Raw genomic sequence first — 15,437 nt, 5'->3', positions numbered from 1 at the left:
TCTGAATTCGATTGTTGTACCCACCATGTTCGAGAGACTCGACCGCAGCCGTACCGACGTCGTGCTCATCGTGGACGATGTGCCGGACAACCTGTCGCTGCTGCATGACGCCCTGGATGACGAAGGCTACACCGTGCTGGTGGCCACGCATGGCGAGGCGGCCTTGCAGCGCGCCAGCCAGGCCGTGCCCGACATCATCTTGCTGGACGCGATCATGCCGGGCATGGATGGCTTCGAGGTGGCGCGCCGTCTGAAGGCGCAACCCGAGACCAGCCACATCCCCATCATCTTCATGACGGGCCTGAGCGAAACCGAGCATGTGGTGGCCGCGTTTGCCGCCGGCAGCGTGGATTACGTGGTCAAGCCCATTCGGCCGCGCGAGGTGATGGCCCGCATTGCCGCGCACATGCAAAGCGCGCGTCAGGCCAGACAGGCGCGCAATGCCTTGGACGCATTTGGCCATGCCTCGATCACCGTGCGTGTCAGCGATGGCCGAGTGCTCTGGCAGACACCGCTGGCGCGCAAGCTCCTGCAAACCTACTTCGATACGCCCGAGGCGGTGGCGCCACTGGAGCTGGCCGCCTGGTTGAGCCATACCGCGCCTGCCCTGGCCAAGGACATCGCCGATGGACGTGCCCCGGTGAACGCGCCCGTCTGGGCCGTGAACCAGGCAGGTCGACGGTTGAGCTTCACGCTGCACCAGCCCACGGGTGAAGACGAGTGGTTGCTGGTCATGCAGGAAAGCTCCGATCAGGCCGCCATGGATGCCCTGAGCCAGGAGTTCAAGCTCACGGCCCGGGAGGGGGAAGTGCTCTACTGGGTGGTGAAGGGCAAGACCAACCGCGACATCGGCGACATCCTGGGCAGCAGCCCTGCCACGGTCAAGAAACAGCTGGAGCACATCTTCGCCAAGCTCGGTGTGGAGACGCGCACAGCTGCTGCCGGGTTGGCCATGAGCCGCGTGTCGCAGTTGAAGGCTCGTTGAACCCCGTCTATCACATTGGTTTGAAGAGATGAGCGTAACTGCGACTGACCGTCAGGCGTTCATGTCGGCCGCGCAGGTGGAGGTATATGCGGCCGGTGTCTTCTCGAATCACCCGGTCAATCAAGGTTGTGCGCACTACGGTGCCACGGTGAATCTGCGTGAATGCCTGGGCATCGAGTCTGGGCATGAGGTCGCGCAGTGGTGTACGAATCAGCAGTGCGCGATCGTGGGTCACCACGCGAACATACTTGTCGTCGGCTTCGAAATAGTGGATGTCCGTCACAGGCACCATATGGACCGTAGAGCCCAGTCCCGCCTGGATGATGCTCAGTGGTGGCAGAGCCGGCTGCGGTCCTGCGGATACCCTGCGCAGGGCCTGCAGTGACGCCACTGAGTGCGTTTCATCACCATGCATTTCCAACAGGCGGGAGGTTAAGCGCTCGCATGTCTTCTCCAGGCGTTGCCCCTCTACCGGTTTGAGCACGTAGTCCACCGCAGCGCGTTCGAATGCATCGACGGCAAAGCGGTCAAATGCGGTGACAAACACGATCAGCGGCAGCACAGCGTCCATCGGCCAGTTGTCGACGATGCACTCGGCCGCATCAAGGCCATTGAGCACAGGCATCTGAATGTCCAGGAAGATGATGTCCGGCCTGTGCTGGCTGGCCGCGACCGTTGCTTCTTCGCCGTCGTGAACGATGGCCTTGATCTGCAGGGCTGGCCAGAGTTTGCCCAGCATTTTGGCCAGGGCCCTGGCCAGAACGGGTTCGTCTTCGGCAATGATGGCCGTGGCAGGGGGGCAGTTCATGAGGTGCTGGCCTCAAAGGCAAGTGGCAGATGCAGCGTGACCTCGGTGGTGTCATTGACGTGGTCGTGGTGCATGTCAAGGTGGCCGTTGTCGCCGTAAAGCGTACGCAAACGGTCTCGAATGTAATGCAAGCCAAAACCGGTCCCGCTTGGTGGTACGGTTCCAATCGCCATGTCGACATCCGAGGTGTTCACGCCGGAGTTGAGCACGTGCAGCACGAGTTGGCCCTCCCGCACGCAAGCGTCAACCTTCAGCGTGCCACCTTGTTTTCTGCGCTCCAGCCCGTGCCGGATGGCATTTTCGATCAAAGGTTGCAGCAGCATGGCGGGGATACGAGCCCCGCCCAATTCCTCGGGAAGAGAGAGCGTGCTGTGCAGGCGATCACCCATGCGGATCTTCATGATGGACAGGTAGTCAGCCGCGAGCTTGAATTCTTCGGACAGCGCGTGCTCGCTGGCCCGACTCCCGGTGAGGGTGGTACGCAGGAAGCCGATCAGGTGCAGCAGCATCTGGCGGGCCTGCTGCGGGCTATCGTCAATCAGCTCATAAAGATTGGACAGCGTGTTGAACAGCATGTGAGGATCCAGTTGCGAGCGCAGTAGATTGAGTTGCGCCTGGGCTGTGAGCTTTTGTGCCATGCGCTCCCTTGCCTCACTGAGTGCAGCCCTGTCCTGAAAGTACTCGAATACGTAGACGGACAGGGTGCCGTAACAGGCATTGAAGAACGTGATCTTGTAGACAGGATAGGTCTGAGGTAGCCAGGCCCGCCCCCAATCGGACGTTTGAATGGCAATGAAGGTTTGTTGGGCCAACCAGGATCCGAGCGCCAGGCACAGGATGGTCGTCAACAAAAGTTGCCACTTGACGCTGGTTGGCAGCCCCCTGTAGAGACCCTCTCGTTCATAAGTTGCCTGTGCATCGGGCATCTTCCGCCAACCATGGCGGGCCACCAGCAGCATGGCATTGGCCGTGATCAGCAGGCCGAACAGGCCGATGCACTGCAACCAGGCGAGGTAATACAGCAGTCCCTGAGTCTGAGGGTGTTGGGGTGACAACACATCCGTGGCATGCAGGGACAGCGCCCCCACCAGCAGCAGGACCTGATTGAGGATGACCAACCTGGGCATCACACGTCGCCAGGTCAGATTGGGTGGGTATGCGGCCGGAGCTTTGGCCTTGACGGAAAACATGGCTGCTAGCGTACTGCACGGGAGAGCGTGACAAGGCTGCACGGGGTGAGCGGCAGATGTGTGGAGCGAATGGCAGATGTGCGGTGTAGACGACCAGTCGACCCGAACGGCCCCCCTGCGGCTGATCCAGGTGCCGTTCACGCGGTCGATCTGCTGTTGGCCGGCAGGCGCTGCTGAACATCGCATCGGGCTGGTGGCCGCGAGTACGCCTGCCTAGATTGTTCTCCTGATGACATGCGAGCCTCATCAGCTCAAACAAGAGGAACAAAGCAATGAAAAAAGGACGAATCAAGTGGCGGGTGATGGCAGGGGCCTTGGCTGCCTTGAGTATGGGGATCGCGCAGGCTCAGACTGGGCCGACAGTACGCCTGACGGTGGGGGATCTTGTGGGCGTTACGCAAGATGGCGTGGATCAATACCGAGGTATCCCGTATGCGCGGCCTCCTGTTGGGGCTTTGCGTTGGGCTGCGCCGCAGCCCGCACCATCATGGGCAGGATCAAAAGATGCAAGTCAGTTTGGCGCAGCCTGCCCGCAGGCGCCCGAGCCCTTTGGGGATAACGCCCAAAACAGTGAAGACTGCCTCTTCCTCAATGTCTTTGTGCCGCCGTCCGCCAAGGTGGGGCAACGGCCTGTCATCGTTTGGATCCCCGGTAGTGGTCAGGTGCTGGGATCGGGGCGTCTATACGATGCCAGCAAGCTGGCCCAAGCCACGCAGGCGGTGGTCGTGACGATGAACTACCGCCTGGGCGCCTTGGGGTGGCTGTGGACATCTGGCATGGCGGCCGAGCGCAAAGGGCACAACTTCGCCCTGCAGGATCAACAAGAGGCGATGCGGTGGGTCAAGCGCCACATTGGCAACTTTGGCGGAGATACCGATCGCATCACAATGGCGGGGGTGTCTGTGGGCTCGATCTCGGCATCGTTGCACCTGGTGTCGCCCACCGCAGCCGGGCTTTTCCATCGGGCCATTCTGGCCAGCGGCGTTGAGCCCCCAGGTTTGCTGACATCGGCCAAGGCTTCCGAGTTGGGCGATGCGTTTGCAGCCAAGCTGGGCTGTGCCGCTGGGGCTGATCAATTGGCGTGTCTGCGCAGCAAATCGCCTCAGGAACTGTTGAAGGTATCCCCGACCTACGCAGACATTGGCAAGGATGGCCTGGGCTGGCGACACTTTATCGACGGCGAGATGATCACGAGTGACGTGTTTGCGGCCTTGTCCAAGGGCAACTTCAACAAGGTGCCTGTGATGGTGGGCTCGGTCAAGGACGAGGGCAGGGGCTTCATCCCGCTGTCGTTTGACCTGGACGGCTCGCCCATGACGCAGGATGAGTACGTCACTGCCACCAACAAGTTCATTGGCAGCTTCATACAGCCGGTGTTGACCGGTTTGATGTACCCCAGCAGCAAGTGGGGTAGCCCGGCACAGGCCTACTCGCAGCTCGTGACCGATGGCTGGTTCGCTTGCCAGGCCAACGAAGTGGCGAACCGCGCAAGTACCCAGGTTCCCACATATGCCTACGAGTTCGCTGACCGCACCGCGCCGGAATACGTGAAGGATCCGTTCATGGCGTCAGGTGCTTTCCATGCATCGGATGTCTTGTACTGGTTCCAATCGCCAATTGGTAGTACGCCTTTGACTTTGAGTGCGGCCCAGAAGCGTTTGTCCGATCAGATGCAGGCCTACTGGAAGCAGTTCGCCGAAACGGGCAATCCCAACGGCGCAGCCGGTACAGCGAACTGGCCGAAGTTCAACAAGCTGAGCACGCCGTATCTGACGCTGGTGCCAGATGACATTTCTGTTCAAGACTGGGGTGCATTCCAGCACGCGCACCAGTGCACGGCCTGGTCGCTGCTCTACAGCATGCGCGCGTTGGGATTGTCTTGATGCCCCGCTCAGAGCTTGGGTAAGTCCATTGCCTGGGGCTGGTGGCCTTGCGTGATCAACCAGTCACGCAAGGCCAGGCCGGTGGCTGCGGGCCAGTAGCGCGCCTTCGCAGGCTCGATGCGCTTGTAGTCCACCAGCTCGTCATTCAGCACGATCTCGCCTGTGGCGGGCACGTGGTAGGCAATGATGATCTGGTTGTGACGCGGGAAAACGTAGTGGCCGATGAAGTTGGCGGACTGGGCCTGGAGGTTCAATTCCTCCTGGACTTCGCGCATGACGGCTTCTTCCGGACTGGGGTCGGTCTTCTCCAGAAAGCCGGTGATCAGTGCATAGAAGGGCACCGGCCAGGCGCGGTTGCGAGCCAGGATGATGTGGCCTTCATGCTCCACCACGGCGGCGACCACCGGGGTCGGGTTGTCCCAGTGCACGTAACCGCAGGACTCGTCCGGGCAGGCGTTGCGGCTGATGCCTTCATCGATTCTGGCTTGCAGCGGTTTGGCGCATTGCGGGCAGAAGTTGAATGCCATCTGACGGTCTCTCCTTGATTGATCTCGCCTGGCGCAAGCCCGCAGTCGCTCAATCGCGAACCGAGTGGGCGTTCATGCCGCAGGCGGTGCCGACAGCCTAACCGACTTGAGCAGGGCGCGCTGGAACCGGCTGGAGCTCACGGCCAGGATTTCCTGGTGGATGGGCGCCAGCGCCGACCAGTTGGCCTCGAATTGCGAGAGGCCTTGGGTCAGCCCCTCCAGCGAGCCGGCGATGGCGATGTCATTGCCGCCTTCGTCCGATTCCGCTGAAATCACGCCACCGGAAAAGGCCTTGCTCAGACGGCGCATCACCTCGCGCGTCTGTTCGGTGTCGGCCTGCACATTGGCCACGAGCCAGCCGTTCGGCGCCAGGGCAGCGCGGCAGTGTTGGTAGAAACTGCGCGAGCAGAGTGCCTCCGGCAAGCCCTGGCCGGTGAAGCCGTCCACGAGGATCACGTCATAGGCCTGAGGCGGTTTGCGCACAAATCGCGCGCCGTCGTCGCACACGATGCGCAGCGTGTCGCTGTCGGGCGGGATGAGGAACTCATGCCGCATGTCGATCACGTCCTGGTTGATCTCGACGGCGGTCAGATCGGTGCCAGGCAGGTGCTTGTGCAGGTACTTCAGCATCGAGCCGCCACCCAGACCAATCATCAGGACCGAGCGGGGTGCCGGGTTGAAGAGCAGAAAGCCCATCATCGCCCGGGTGTAGTCCAGCACGAGTTCGTCGGGCGCATCCAGGCGCATGCAGCTCTGGATCAGCGAAGACTCGAAACTCAAAGAGACGGTCTGGCTGTTGGTATGGAGGCGGGGCCTCTCGATGGGGGTGTCATTCACGATGGGGCCCGAGTGTAGGTCATCTCGGGTTTGCCCTTTCGTAACCTATCAACTGGTATGATAAGCTGACCTGATGGAAAAGTTGTTGGACCCCATCCTCAGGCAGCCCTTGTCGGATGCGCTTTATGTGCAACTCAAGGGCAAGATCATTGACGGCGAGTTGAAGCCAGGCGACCGCCTGCCTTCCGAGCGCGTACTCAGCGAGGAGTCCGGTGTCAACCGGGGCGCCGTGCGTGAGGCGATCAAGCGCTTGCAGCAGGCCGGGCTGGTGGTGGTGAAGCAGGGCGGCAAGCACGAGGTGCTGGATTACCGCCAGCAAGGCAGTCTGGAGTTGCTGCCCAGCCTGCTGATCAATAGCAAGGGCATGGTTGATCCCAAGGTCGTGCGCGACATCATGGGCATGCGCTCGGCGCTGGCGCCAGAGATCGCGGCGGAGGCCGCGCGCCTGGGCGGGCCTGCGCTGGCCGAGAAGCTGGGCCCCGTGCTGTGCGTGATGGAAGGCAGCCTGCACGATCTGGCCGCCTTGCAGGTGGGCGCCATGCATTTCTGGCAGACCCTGGCCATCGCCAGCGACAACATCGCTTATCAGCTGGCTTTCAACTCGATGCGCCGCACTTATCACAAAGCCTGGGAGAAATTGACGTACGTGATGGCGCGCGAGTTCCAGGATCTGGACAATCTCAGAGCCATCGCGACGGCTGTCGAGCGTTCGGATCCCGACGCGGCGCGCGTGGCTGCCCGTGCACATGTGGAGTTGGGGCGTCAGGCCCTGGATGCCGTGTTCTCGGCCGTTTGATTGCGAGGAGTTCCCCATGTCTGCATTGCGCGCTACCGACACGGTCATGCCTACGGCCGAGGACACGGTCCATCGCAATCCCATGCGGCCACCGCCTGATTCCCCGCGAACGGCCGGTGAAGCGGTGAGGGTGTTCTTTCGCCACCCCAGTCCGCTCATCCTGCTGGTGACGCTGCTCGGCCTGGGCGCGATGCGCTGGCAAGCCGGTGGTTTCGCCTGGCAGGACGCCGCCATCGCCTTGGGGGTCTGGATGTACTTCCCGTTCAATGAATGGCTGATCCACAAGTTCATCCTGCATTACCGCCCGCGGCAGATTCTGGGGCGGACGGTGGACTTCTACCTGCCCAAGACCCATCGACGCCATCACGCAGACCCCTGGAACCTCACCTGGGTGTTCGTGCCGCGCCACGTGCATGCCCTGGTGTTGTCCTTTCTGGCCGTGGTCTACCTGCTGGCATCGTCGTGGCGGCCAGAGTTGCTGACCTTCGGTTTTGTCTACCTGCTGTTCGGGTTGCACTACGAGTGGGTGCATTACCTGACACACATCACCTGGTGCCCGCCGCTGGCGTATTACGAGCGCCGCGTGCTGGAGCACCGCTGGCACCACTTCCGCAACGAGAACTACTGGTGGGGCGTCTCCTTCGGCACCGGTGATCGTGTTTTGGGTACGGCGCCGGACGCCAAGGACATCGCCCGCTCGGGCACCAACCGGGATCTGGGTCTGAAGCGCTGAGCGCCGAATCCTGTACGCCGCTTGTACGCCACGCATACGCCAGGTGGCGTATTTCGCACTTTGAAGCCTCTGGGCACACTGAACGCATCGGATCTGAAAACAGCCTTCAAAGCTGACCAGAGACGTGACAAGCAAGAGTCAAGCGTTCAAAACCCCACCGCTTCAAAGGAGCGAAATCCATGAGCATTTCTCGTCGCAGCGCCGTTCAAACCCTGTCCGCCGTCGCCCTGGGCGTCGCCGGTCTGGCCTTCAGCACCATGGCCCAAGCCGCCGACACCATCAAGGTTGGCGTGCTGCACTCTCTGTCGGGCACCATGGCCATTTCCGAGACCGTTCTGAAGGACACCGTCCTGATGGCGATCGACGAGATCAATGCCAAGGGTGGTCTGCTGGGCAAGAAGCTGGAGCCTGTGGTTGTCGACCCCGCCTCCAACTGGCCTCTGTTTGCTGAAAAGGCCAAGCAACTGCTGACACAAGACAAGGTTGCAGTGACCTTCGGTTGCTGGACTTCCGTGTCGCGCAAGTCGGTGCTGCCTGTTTACAAGGAAAACAACGGCCTGCTGTTCTACCCCGTGCAGTACGAAGGTGAAGAGCTTGAAAAGAACGTGTTCTACACGGGCGCTGCACCTAACCAGCAAGCCATTCCCGCTGTTGAATACCTGATGAGCAAGGACGGTGGCTCCGCCAAGCGCTTCGTGCTGCTGGGCACCGACTACGTCTACCCACGTACCACCAACAAGATCCTGCGTGCCTTCCTGAAGTCCAAGGGTGTGGCTGAAGCCGACATCATGGAGGAGTACACCCCCTTCGGTCACTCCGACTATCAGACCATCATCGCCAAGATCAAGAAGTTCGCTTCTGAAGGCAAGAAGACCGCTGTGGTCTCCACCATCAACGGTGACTCCAACGTGCCTTTCTACAAGGAACTGGGCAACCAGGGTCTGAAGGCCAAGGACGTGCCCGTGGTCGCCTTCTCGGTGGGTGAAGAAGAGCTGCGCGGTGTGGACACCAAGCCTCTGGTCGGCCACCTGGCTGCCTGGAACTACTTCATGTCCATCAAGAACCCGACCAACGACGAGTTCATCAAGAAGTGGTCGGCATACGCCAAGGCCAAGGGCATCGCTGGTCACAAGGACAAGCCTCTGACCAATGACCCGATGGAAGCCACCTACATCGGCATCAACATGTGGGCCCAGGCTGTGAAGAAGGCCGGTTCCACCGATACCGACAAGGTGATCGCCGCCATGGCTGGTCAGACCTTCAAGGCACCTGGTGGTTTCATGTCCACGATGGACCCCAAGAACCACCACCTGCACAAGCCCGTGTTCATCGGCGAAGTCAAGGCTGATGGTCAGTTCAAGGTGGTGTGGAAGACCCCTGGTCCTGTCAAGGCTCAACCTTGGAGCCCCTTCATCGAAGGCAACGACAAGAAGAAGGACGAGCCTGAAACCAAGTGATCGATTGATCACGCGAGTGCCCGTCCTCGCCATCTGCCAGCCAGTCAGTTGTTGGGCTGCTGGTGGGCAGACCTGACGGGATGAACCATGAGCAGAGCGGTTCGCCCCGTTGGGGTCACCAACGGGGCGTTTTTTTATTCCTGCTGACATCCTGAGACAGGACATGCCTGTGAAGACACACCACGCTGAGATCCACCCGAGCGGGAAGACGACGATCAAGTCGCGCCTGAGCAGGGCCATGTCAGCCACCTTGCTGACCCTGACCATGGGTGCAACCCTGGGGCTGACCATCGGGCAACAAGAAGCCCACGCGCTGACGGCCGAAGAGGCCTATTCGATTGCCGGCGGCGACAACGATGCACGTATCGCTGCCCTTCAGAAGCTGGTCGCCAAAGGTGATCCAGCCTTGCCCGCATTCCTGGAGGCCCTGGCTGCCGACACCGTGAAGGTGGCTGGCAACAAGGCCTACATCGTCTACGGCGACGACGTGAAAGACGCCGCGACCGGCGCGCCCGCCAAGCTGCCCGAGGGCGCTGAAGACGTGGTCAACAACAACCGGATGAGCAGCGAGATCGACGCTGCACTGGCTGCCGGCAAACTGGCCTCGCCGGATGTGGCCGCACGCGCCGAAGCGATTGATGCCTTGTCCAAGGCGGCCGATGAGTCCAAGCTGCCAGTGATTGACAAGGCCCTGGCCGCCGAGACCGATCCCAAACTCAAGACCTTGCTCAAGGCCGTGCGGGCCAAGGCCATGCTGAGCGCGTCAGATGCTGCCACGCGCATTGAAGCAACCAAGGCTCTGGCGGAAGATGCCACGCCTGAAGCCCGTGCACTCCTGATGGAGCGCATGGCCGGCACGGACGAGACCGATCCTGCCGTCAAGGGTTCCTTGCAGCTTGCGCTCGACAAGGTCAATCGCAAGCTGGCCTGGGGTGAGTACGCCGGCGTGCTGTTCACGGGCGTCAGCCTGGGTTCGATCCTCTTGCTGGCTGCGCTCGGCCTGGCCATCACCTACGGCCTGATGGGCGTGATCAACATGGCCCACGGCGAGTTGATGATGATTGGCGCCTACGCCACCTTCGCGGTGCAGAACGTGTTCCGCACCCACTTCCCGGGTGCCTTCGACTGGTACATCGTGCTGGCGGTGCCGGCCTCCTTCCTGGCAGCCGCTCTGGTAGGCGCGGTGCTGGAGCGCGGCGTGTTCCGCTTTCTCTATGGTCGCCCGCTGGAAACCCTGCTGGCCTCCTGGGGCGTGAGCCTGATGCTGATGCAAGGCGTGCGCAGCCTGTTTGGCGCGCAGAACGTGCAGGTGGAAAACCCCTCGTGGATGTCGGGTGGCTTTGACATCCTGAGCAACCTGACGCTGCCATACAACCGCCTGGTCATCATCGCTTTTGCGGCGCTGGTGCTGGTCGGCATGACCCTGCTGATCGCCAGGACCCGTCTGGGCCTGTTCGTGCGCAGCGTGACACAGAACCGCCCGATGGCGTCCTGCATGGGCGTTAACACCGCGCGTGTGGACACCATGGCCTTCTCGCTGGGCGCAGGCATCGCTGGCCTGGCTGGTTGCGCGCTCTCACAGATCGGCAATGTGGGCCCCGACCTCGGCCAGAACTACATCGTGGACTCGTTCATGGTGGTGGTGCTGGGCGGCGTCGGCCAGATTGCAGGCACGGTGTACGCCGCCATGGGCCTGGGCCTGATCAACAAGTTTCTGGAAGGGTGGGCTGGTGCCGTGCTCGCCAAGATCATGGTGCTGGTCATCGTGGTGATCTTCATCCAGAAACGTCCGCAGGGCCTGTTCGCCATGAAGGGCCGCAGTGCGGAAGCTTGATCCACCCCCTACACGCTTCGCGTGCCCCCTCAAGGGGGCGCCGCTGACGGCCCGGCCAAGCCGGATCCGTGGCGGCCGCTGATGAAGCGCCAGTGGTATGCGTAGATAAATTGCTTAAGTGAAGAACACCATGACGATAAGTTCTGTTCTCAATATGCCGTCGATGCCCGGGATCGCGGTCCCGCGCAGTGCGCTGGGTTCCAAAGGCTGGACCGCCGTGGCCGCCGCCGTGATCACGGTGATGGTGCTGGTGCCCATGCTCAATCTGCTGGTGCCGGCCGGTTCTGCCCTGCATCTGTCCGACTATGCGGTGGCCTTGATCGGCAAGATCATGTGCTATGCCATCTGTGCCTTGGCCATGGACCTGATCTGGGGCTACACCGGCATCCTGTCGCTGGGTCACGGGCTGTTCTTTGCGCTGGGTGGTTACGGCATGGGCATGTACCTGATGCGTCAGATCGGTCGTGACGGCAGCTACCACTCGGATCTGCCAGACTTCATGGTCTTCCTGGACTGGAAGACCGTGCCCTGGCACTGGACCTTCAGCGAATCCTTCATCGCCCAGATGATCCTGGTGGTGCTGGTGCCTGGCCTGCTGGCCTTCGTGTTTGGCTTCTTTGCCTTCCGATCGCGAATCAAGGGTGTGTATTTCTCGATCATCACCCAGGCGATGACGTTCGCGGCCATGCTGCTGTTCTTCCGCAATGAAACCGGCTTTGGCGGCAACAACGGCTTCACCGATTTCAAGCGCATCCTGGGTATTCCCATCGCGCAGCCTTCCACCCGGATGGTGCTGTTCGTGCTCACCGGCATGACGCTGATCGGCTTCTACCTGATGGCCCGCTGGCTGGTGAATACCAAGTTCGGTCGCGTGCTGCAAGCCATCCGAGATGCAGAGAACCGTGTCATGTTCTGCGGCTACAACCCGCTGGCCTACAAGCTCGCCATCTGGACGCTGTCGGCCGTGATGTGCGCCATTGCCGGTGCGCTGTACGTGCCACAGGTCGGCATCATCAACCCCAGCGAGATGTCGGCGGCATCGGGCATCGAGATCGCCATCTGGACGGCAGTCGGTGGCCGTGCCAGCCTGATCGGCCCGATCATCGGCGCCTTCTTCGTCAACGGGGCCAAGAGCTGGTTCACGCAGGCTTTCCCTGAGTTCTGGCTGTACTTCCTGGGTGCCCTGTTCATCCTTGTGACCCTCTACTTGCCACACGGCATCGTCGGTGGTGTGAAGAAACTGCTCAACAAGAACGCCGAGGTGAAAGCATGACCCCAGAATTGATGGAAGCGGGCACCGAAGCCCTGAACAAGGCCAAGGGCCTGCCCGGCAATGCGGGCGAGTCAGGCGGCCGCGAGGCGTCTTACGGGCGCGTGGTGGAACCCGATCAACTGGATGTGCGCCATGGCTCCATCCTGTACCTGGATGACATCTCGGTGAGCTTCGATGGCTTCAAGGCCTTGAACAAACTGAGCCTGGACATCGCCGTGGGCGAGATGCGCTGCATCATCGGCCCCAATGGTGCAGGCAAGACCACGATGATGGACGTCATCACGGGCAAGACCAGGCCCGATTCCGGCTCGGCCTTCTTTGGCTCGACCATCGACCTGCTGGCGCGCCGTGAAAACGAGATCGCCCAGATCGGCATCGGGCGCAAGTTCCAGAAGCCGACCGTGTTCGAGCAACTCAGCGTGTTCGAAAACCTGGAGCTGGCCTTGAAGGCTGATCGCCGCGCCCGTGCTTCGGTGTTCTTCAAGCTCAACAGCGAACAGCTCGATCGCATTGGCGACATGCTCAAGCTGATCCATCTGAAAGATCAGGCGCAGCGCACGGCGGGCTTGTTGTCGCACGGTCAGAAACAGTGGCTGGAAATCGGCATGCTGCTGATGCAGGACCCCAAGCTCCTGTTGCTGGACGAGCCTGTGGCCGGCATGACCGATGAAGAGACCGAGCGAACGGCCGAGCTGTTCCTGTCGCTGGAGGGCGCGCACTCCCTGGTGGTGGTGGAGCACGACATGAAGTTCATTGGCGAGCTGACCACGCAAGGCATCAATGCTGCGAAGAAGAAGGTCACGGTGTTGCACGAAGGCTCGGTGCTGGCAGAAGGCACCCTGGCTGATGTGCAGGCCAACGAGAAGGTCGTTGAGGTTTACCTCGGTCGTTGATCGGCTTTGATTCAAGGAACAAGAAGATGCTGAACGTAGAAGCCGTCAACCAGTATTACGGTGGCTCGCACATCCTGCGTGGTCTGGATTTCGAGGCCAAGGTGGGCGAGGTCACCGTGGTGCTGGGCCGCAATGGCGTGGGCAAGACCACGCTGCTCAAGAGCCTGATGGGGCTGGTGCCGATCAAGTCTGGCGCGATCAAGCTGGGCGGCGAGGTCATCGACAAGCTCAAGCCTTATGAGCGAGTGCGCCTGGGTGTGGGCTATGTGCCGCAAGGGCGCGAGATTTTTGGCCGCCTGACCGTGGCCGAGAACCTGCAGATGGGCCTGGCCAGCAAGCCGGGCAGCGCCAAGGTGCCCGAGCAACTGTTCGAGCTGTTTCCAGTACTCAAGCAGATGATGCACCGCCGTGGTGGTGACCTGTCTGGTGGTCAGCAGCAGCAACTGGCCATTGCGCGCGCGCTGGCTGCCGGCCCGAAAATCCTGATCCTGGATGAGCCGACGGAAGGCATTCAGCCCAGCATCATCAAGGACATCGGGCGCGCCATCCGCAAGCTGGCCGATGAAGGCTTGAACGGCCAGAAGATGGCCGTCGTGCTGGTCGAGCAGTTCTATGACTTCGCAGCCGAACTGGCTGATCAATACCTTGTCATGGAACGAGGCGAGATCATCAAGCGCGGCCGCGGTGCGGACATGGAAGCAGATGGCGTGCGCCAGCTCATGTCCATCTGAGCAATGGCATCAGGTGTTCAGCTTGCCCGTATCTGCTCGCGAGGCAGGTTGAACACCTTGGTGCGGATCAACAGGTCGAAGTTGAGCAGCGCATTGAGTGCCATGGTGCTGCCGCCACCGTGGGCTGCACGTCGCGCGGCGCGTTCCGCCTCAATGCCCTCCTGTACCAAGGCTTGCAGCGCCTTGGGGTCGAGATTGTCTGTGGGCTTGCCGAGCAGCTGACCAAGCTGGACGCGGATGTCTTGAACGAGATCTTCACTCATCACGGGCTCCTATCGGTTAACAGAGAAGGTGTGAGTCACTATAGATCTGGATCAAACTAAGTGCAGTGATCAACTAATTCGAGCCGCGTTCAGCTCGGCCTGTCATGGCATCAGGCGGACTGTGTCAGGCGGGCCGTGAGCAAGGGCCGTACTTGTGCCACCCATGTGTCCAGACGCTCGTCGGTATACATGCCTTGCGTGCGCTGATCGATGACCAGGCCCACGAAGCGCCCGTCGATCACGGAGGCCGAGTGCTCGAAGGTATAGCCTTGTGCGCTCCAGTCGCCCACGATCTCCGCGCCGAAGTCCACGAGCGTGTCATGCAGGCGCCGCAGCGAGCTGGCAAAGCGTTCGCTGTAGCGCTCCTGTGCGCCCAGACCAAACAAGGCCACGCGCTTGCCACGGAAGTCCCCCTGGGGCATCTTGGCCAGAAACTCCTCCCAGTTGGACTCCAGGCAGCCTGCGGTGTGCCCAGGTATCTGGCCCACGCCATAGCTCGGCGTGCCGAGAATCAAGGCGTCGTAGCGCAACATGTCGGCCGGCTCGATCCGGTTCACATTCACAGGCTTGTCGGCGATCTCGTCGCCCAGGCGTTTGTGAATCTTCTTGGCAATCAGTCGAGTGGTGCCGGTTTCGGTTCCGAAGAAGATGCCGATCTTGCTCATGGTGTGCCCTCAATGAGGTGAAGTGGCGCCAGTTGGCGGGAATGTCGCCAAAGCGACGAGCCAGCACCATGCGGATCCATGCAGACGCGACAATTCGCGCCAGATGGGGTGATGTGGCCTTGCTCGATACGGGCAGTGCAAAAAACGTGCGCTGCTTCAGCGCCAGGTCACGCCCATGCTCCTGGCCAGGTGCACGTAGTCGTACAGGTCGCTGAGCATGAAGTGGCGGTTCTGGACGTCGCCCATGTGGCGCAAGGTAGCGGCATCGCCCTCCAGCCATTGCCGTGCGGTGCGTCTGAACTCCTGCGGCATGTCGAGGTTGAACGGCGAGGCCACGATCAAAAGCTGACAGACTTGTTCGAACAGCAAGCGGTAGCGTTCGTCGTCCGTGCCTTTGTAGACGTCACCAAAGTCGCGACCTTCCCGAGGGCCGATGTCTTCACGCAGCATGGTGTGCCATCGGTCGAACAGACGCAGGTAGTCTTCAGCCGAGGGGCTGCTGGCACGTTGGAGGGGCTTGTCCATGGCGACATGTTGGACGAAGTCGCCGCTTTGTGCAGGG

16 protein-coding genes are annotated in these 15,437 nt (G+C 61.3%); 9 read left to right on the top strand and 7 right to left on the bottom strand.

Annotated elements, in window-relative coordinates; translation table 11 throughout:
* The first annotated feature begins 25 nt into the window (after positions 1–25).
* Positions 26–985 (top strand): response regulator transcription factor, encoded by a 960-nt coding sequence (locus VFW93_RS01290; RefSeq protein ID WP_329692185.1) that lies wholly within the window; start codon positions 26–28, stop codon positions 983–985.
* Positions 986–995: 10 nt separating this feature from the next.
* Here VFW93_RS01290 and VFW93_RS01285 read toward each other — a convergent pair whose 3' ends face one another.
* Both VFW93_RS01285 and VFW93_RS01280 read right to left on the bottom strand, forming a co-directional pair.
* Positions 996–1,793, bottom strand: a complete 798-nt coding sequence (locus VFW93_RS01285) for a LytTR family DNA-binding domain-containing protein (RefSeq protein ID WP_329692182.1) — start codon at positions 1,791–1,793, stop codon at positions 996–998.
* Positions 1,790–2,920, bottom strand: a complete 1,131-nt coding sequence (locus VFW93_RS01280) for a sensor histidine kinase (RefSeq protein ID WP_329692181.1) — start codon at positions 2,918–2,920, stop codon at positions 1,790–1,792. Before VFW93_RS01280 ends, VFW93_RS01285 begins: the two co-directional genes overlap by 4 nt.
* A gap of 335 nt (positions 2,921–3,255) precedes the next feature.
* On the opposite strand from VFW93_RS01280, the gene VFW93_RS01275 reads away from it, so the two are divergent.
* Positions 3,256–4,866 (top strand): carboxylesterase/lipase family protein, encoded by a 1,611-nt coding sequence (locus tag VFW93_RS01275; protein ID WP_329692180.1) that lies wholly within the window; start codon positions 3,256–3,258, stop codon positions 4,864–4,866.
* 8 nt (positions 4,867–4,874) lie between these two features.
* Here the strand turns inward: VFW93_RS01275 and VFW93_RS01270 are convergent, their stop codons facing one another.
* Positions 4,875–5,393, bottom strand: a complete 519-nt coding sequence (locus VFW93_RS01270; protein ID WP_329692179.1) for an NUDIX domain-containing protein — start codon at positions 5,391–5,393, stop codon at positions 4,875–4,877.
* A 72-nt stretch (positions 5,394–5,465) separates the two neighbouring features.
* Positions 5,466–6,230, bottom strand: coding sequence for a fused MFS/spermidine synthase (locus VFW93_RS01265; protein ID WP_329692178.1), 765 nt, complete (start codon positions 6,228–6,230; stop codon positions 5,466–5,468).
* A gap of 73 nt (positions 6,231–6,303) precedes the next feature.
* Between VFW93_RS01265 and VFW93_RS01260 the strand changes: the two genes are divergently transcribed.
* From VFW93_RS01260 to urtE, 7 genes are all read left to right on the top strand, one after another.
* Positions 6,304–7,026 (top strand): FadR/GntR family transcriptional regulator, encoded by a 723-nt coding sequence (locus VFW93_RS01260; RefSeq protein ID WP_329692177.1) that lies wholly within the window; start codon positions 6,304–6,306, stop codon positions 7,024–7,026.
* A 16-nt stretch (positions 7,027–7,042) separates the two neighbouring features.
* Positions 7,043–7,759, top strand: a complete 717-nt coding sequence (locus VFW93_RS01255) for a sterol desaturase family protein (RefSeq protein WP_329692176.1) — start codon at positions 7,043–7,045, stop codon at positions 7,757–7,759.
* Between the two features lie 179 nt (positions 7,760–7,938).
* The gene (gene urtA, locus VFW93_RS01250; RefSeq protein ID WP_329692175.1) at positions 7,939–9,216 is read left to right on the top strand and encodes an urea ABC transporter substrate-binding protein; all 1,278 of its coding nucleotides are present in this window, start codon (positions 7,939–7,941) and stop codon (positions 9,214–9,216) included.
* Between the two features lie 265 nt (positions 9,217–9,481).
* Entirely contained in the window at positions 9,482–11,050 is a 1,569-nt protein-coding gene (urtB, locus tag VFW93_RS01245; RefSeq protein WP_329692184.1) for an urea ABC transporter permease subunit UrtB, read from the top strand.
* A 163-nt stretch (positions 11,051–11,213) separates the two neighbouring features.
* Complete coding sequence (gene urtC / locus VFW93_RS01240) at positions 11,214–12,323, top strand: urea ABC transporter permease subunit UrtC (RefSeq protein WP_329692183.1); 1,110 nt, start codon at positions 11,214–11,216, stop codon at positions 12,321–12,323.
* Positions 12,320–13,216 carry an urea ABC transporter ATP-binding protein UrtD gene (gene urtD / locus VFW93_RS01235; RefSeq protein WP_329692174.1) on the top strand — a complete coding sequence of 299 codons (897 nt, stop codon included), beginning with the start codon at positions 12,320–12,322 and terminating at the stop codon, positions 13,214–13,216. Before urtC ends, urtD begins: the two co-directional genes overlap by 4 nt.
* A gap of 26 nt (positions 13,217–13,242) precedes the next feature.
* Positions 13,243–13,947 (top strand): urea ABC transporter ATP-binding subunit UrtE, encoded by a 705-nt coding sequence (gene urtE, locus VFW93_RS01230; protein ID WP_329692173.1) that lies wholly within the window; start codon positions 13,243–13,245, stop codon positions 13,945–13,947.
* A 17-nt stretch (positions 13,948–13,964) separates the two neighbouring features.
* Here the strand turns inward: urtE and VFW93_RS01225 are convergent, their stop codons facing one another.
* The 3 genes from VFW93_RS01225 to VFW93_RS01215 all read right to left on the bottom strand — a co-directional run.
* Positions 13,965–14,210: a hypothetical protein gene (locus VFW93_RS01225; protein ID WP_329692172.1), complete on the bottom strand. Its 246-nt coding sequence runs from the start codon at positions 14,208–14,210 to the stop codon at positions 13,965–13,967.
* 110 nt (positions 14,211–14,320) lie between these two features.
* On the bottom strand, positions 14,321–14,875 hold the full coding sequence (locus tag VFW93_RS01220) for a flavodoxin (RefSeq protein WP_329692171.1): 555 nt from the start codon (positions 14,873–14,875) through the stop codon (positions 14,321–14,323).
* Positions 14,876–15,031: 156 nt separating this feature from the next.
* On the bottom strand, positions 15,032–15,437 hold a 406-nt coding region (locus tag VFW93_RS01215; protein ID WP_329692170.1), incomplete at its 5' end, for a hypothetical protein.

This window comes from Aquabacterium sp. (assembly GCF_036279675.1).
Classification (GTDB): Bacteria; Pseudomonadota; Gammaproteobacteria; order Burkholderiales; family Burkholderiaceae_C; genus Aquabacterium.
The sequence above is the reverse complement of the archived record's forward strand: the minus strand, read 5'-3'. Positions and strand labels throughout refer to the sequence as shown.